This window comes from Polaromonas sp. P1_F6 (assembly GCF_056405695.1).
Window position 1 is genome coordinate 1 of the sequence record NZ_JBFUBQ010000019.1, and the last position, 3,421, is coordinate 3,421.

3 protein-coding genes are annotated in these 3,421 nt (G+C 55.3%); 1 reads left to right on the forward strand and 2 read right to left on the reverse strand.

Annotated features, from left to right (window positions below):
• Positions 1-306: hemagglutinin repeat-containing protein (locus AC1DY9_RS23330; protein ID WP_477667799.1), on the reverse strand; the 306-nt coding region annotated here is incomplete at its 3' end.
• A 106-nt stretch (positions 307-412) separates the two neighbouring features.
• Here AC1DY9_RS23330 and AC1DY9_RS23335 point away from each other — a divergent pair.
• Positions 413-967, forward strand: coding sequence for an RNA 2'-phosphotransferase (locus tag AC1DY9_RS23335; RefSeq protein WP_457282616.1), 555 nt, complete (start codon positions 413-415; stop codon positions 965-967).
• A 381-nt stretch (positions 968-1,348) separates the two neighbouring features.
• On the opposite strand, the gene AC1DY9_RS23340 is transcribed toward AC1DY9_RS23335, so the two are convergent.
• A partial coding sequence (locus AC1DY9_RS23340) for a hemagglutinin repeat-containing protein (protein WP_477667800.1) occupies positions 1,349-3,421 on the reverse strand: 2,073 nt, incomplete at its 5' end.

Below are 3,421 nucleotides of genomic sequence, written 5' to 3' on the forward strand. Positions count from 1 at the left end.
GTTGGTGCGGCCCTTGCCTTTGCTGGCGCTGACATTGACGAGGAAGCCGTCGGTGCCAAAGCTCACGCCGACGCTGCCCGAGCTGCTGCTGTTGGTGCTGCGTTCGCTGGCGAGGTTTTGCGCGGCCAGAAGCCGGGCTTCGTTTTCGGCGATGAGTTGCACGGCCTTGCCGGCTTCGACGGTGCTGCCCTGTATGGTCAGGTTGCTGGCTTGYCCGCCGCCGGTGGCGGCAATGGTGATGTTGTTGCCRGCSGTGATGTTGTCCTCACCGACAGTCCTGCCTTTGCCAGGGTCGGCAATCTTCAAGCACCAGAGAAGAAATTGCGTTTACTTCCACCTGCCGCATCACTGATAAATCGACTACCTTCGAGCTAAGATTAAAACTAGTTCAATAAACAGCAAGAGTAGTTACATGTCTTCCGCAGCTATCAGTAAATTTCTAAGTTATGTCCTACGGCATAAGCCTGAAGACATTGGATTAGTGCTAGACAGTGAAGGCTGGGCGGAAATAGAGAAGCTACTGGTCTGCTCCAACCAGGCCGGCCAACCTCTCGACTCAATGACTCTGCGAAATATAGTTCGCGAAAGTGACAAGAAGCGATTCACTATTTCTGATGACGGTCTGAAAATTCGCGCGGCACAAGGCCACTCAACCAAAACAGTAACAATTACCCATACAGAAAAAGCGCCGCCGTCGACGTTGTTCCATGGAACTGCGACACGTTTCTTGGAGTCGATTCTCAAAGCAGGCTTAGTCCCCGGAGACCGTCATTTTGTACATCTGTCACACGACAACAAAACTGCTGCGTCAGTGGGTATGCGGCACGGTGATATTGTCATATTGAGAATCGCAGCGAGTGAGATGCATGCGCAGGGGCATATATTTTATCAAGCAGACAATGATGTTTGGTTAATTCGGCACGTTCCCGCAGAGTTTCTTTGCCCCATTCCACCACCAACTATCTAATGAAAAAATCTCCTGCAAATATCTCCAGTCGGGAATTTTCGCTTTGAAACCGAATCGAGTAGTGTTTAACTGTTCGCCGTCCTTGAAAGTGCTCTGCCCAGGCTACTGCGGCCTCTGATTCAACGTATTCAACCAACGACCCTATGGGCACGTCACTCGCGCCGTGATGTTCAATGTTTAGGAGATTTACCCCAGGCGATGAGGCTCTGTAAAACGCACAAACACTCTTGAACAAAAGCTCCTTCTGAGCAACGCCGCTTGGGCTGTCATATGAAATCGTAACGGCCAAGTCTCCATCCTTGGCAGACAGCGCAATGTCACTTTCTCCATGCCCCGGCAACCACTCATAAGGGTTGTGGACTTCAACTGGGTGTCCTGCTTTCATTTTTTGCTCCCCGGCATATTGGGTGTTCCTGTACTCGGTAACTGGTTGTTGGCAAGCTGTTGTGCCGCCAACTTGTCAAAGGTAATACCTGCTTGCTCTCCCGGTACCTGCATCCCAGTTTTATTCGAACCATACCATTGCGATTGTGAAATTCCAGCACGATCCAATGCAACGGAGGTTCGAGTATTCAAAATCAACTTAGTTCCATCTGAGGTTGTCACGTAATCCACAGGAACTTGGCTTGGTCGGATCAAGCCTTTACTAAGCGCCGAAGCCAAATCATCTACCGTGTTAATCGGCCCTGCACCTAGAAGGCTGTATTTCTCACGGCCATCCACACTGAATTTCTCATCACTACGAATGGAAGTTTGAGCAAAATTTGCGTCTGTTACCGAGCCCAACTTTGGCCTATCAACCGCGAACCTCCCAGCGCCCACCTTCATCAAATCCACAGCTTTTGACAATCCGGCGATAACACGGCCAACGTTAACGGTTCCCTCATCAGGCGAAGCAAACTGAGGCAGAACAACACGCAATGCTTCGGCCATTTCTTGCGCCATGAGTGATTTCGCCGGTTGCGCGAGCAACATTCGCTGCGCTTGCATGTACTCGTCAGCGGTTACGTTGTTAAATTCCGGGCGGATGTCTCCGTTAGCATCGAAATAGTCACCTAGCACCATTAGGCTAGCCTGATAAAGCTTTTCTTCTGTGGTTCCTAATTTTGCAGCTTCCTCCTTCGCCAGTGCCCTGACTTGGTCTTTGCTAACTAAATGCAACTGCCGATTATTGGCATCCACCGTCGCAGCAGTAACCGCCCCTTGCGCACCACCCACAGCAGCACCCACACCCGCTGCAGTCAGCGTCGCTACGGTTTGCGCCAGCGCCTTGGCGGCGCCATCGCTCAGGCCTGCAGCCACCAGGCCCTGCTGAATGCCGTCTTGCAAGGCGTTCATCAGGTTTGCGGAACTCGCACTGGCTGCTGCTCCTACTGCACCATCAAAGCCGCCGCCCAGAGCCCCCACCGCTGTGTGAAGCGCGATCCGGTAAATGCCGCCCTCATCCCACTTTTTGGCTTCGTCCTCGTTCTTCTGAATCCGCAGTGCTGCCGCCTGGTTGGCCGCAAAGCTCGCAACCGCCTTCGGTGCTTCCCTTGTAAACGCCTGCGTGATCTGCACCTGCGCATTGATCTCGGCCTGCACTTTGGCCGCATCAAAGATGGGTTTAAGGCCGGTCTCCGCATCAGTGCTTCTGACGGCGGTGTTGCCAGCAATGCCGCTTATGCCTGCGCTGCTGGTGCTGCTGGCATCGCCCTTGTCTGAGCCGATGCCTATGCCCAGGCCGTTGATGCCGGCAGTCTTGGCGGTGGCGCCGCCGCCAAAGCTGATGCCGATTGACTCGCCCTTGTAGCTGGCGGTGTTCTGGATGTCGCTGATGCTTAGCGTGCCGCCGGTCTTGAAGCTGTTCTTCTGGGCGTTGACCGCCTGGTTGTCGCTGGCGATGACGCTGCCCAGCAGGGCTGTGTTGCCCGCCACGCTGACCTGGAAGCCKCCGCTGCCGGCCTTGATGCCGCTTTGTTCGGCAACGCTCTGGAAGTTGGAGTTGATGTTGCTGCTGGAAGCGCTGAKGCTGCCGCTGATCTTGCCGACGCCCACGCTCAGTGAGCCGCCCAGGCTTTGCTGGCTGCTGGTGTARGTGCTGCTGTCCTGCAATGAGGYGATGTTGAGGTTGCCGCCGATGTCGGCCTTGACCTGCTCGGCCCGGATCACGGCGCCCTGCAGGGTGGCGTCGCCGCCTGTGGTCAGGCTGACTTTTTCACCGGCCTTGATCTGGCTGTTGGTGTAGCTGGTGTCGTCGCCGTTGGTGCGGCCCTTGCCTTTGCTGGCGCTGACATTGACGAGGAAGCCGTCGGTGCCAAAGCTCACGCCGACGCTGCCCGAGCTGCTGCTGTTGGTGCTGCGTTCGCTGGCGAGGTTTTGCGCGGCCAGAAGCCGGGCTTCGTTTTCGGCGATGAGTTGCACGGCCTTGCCGGCTTCGACGGTGCTGCCCTGTATGGTCAGGTTGCTGGCTTG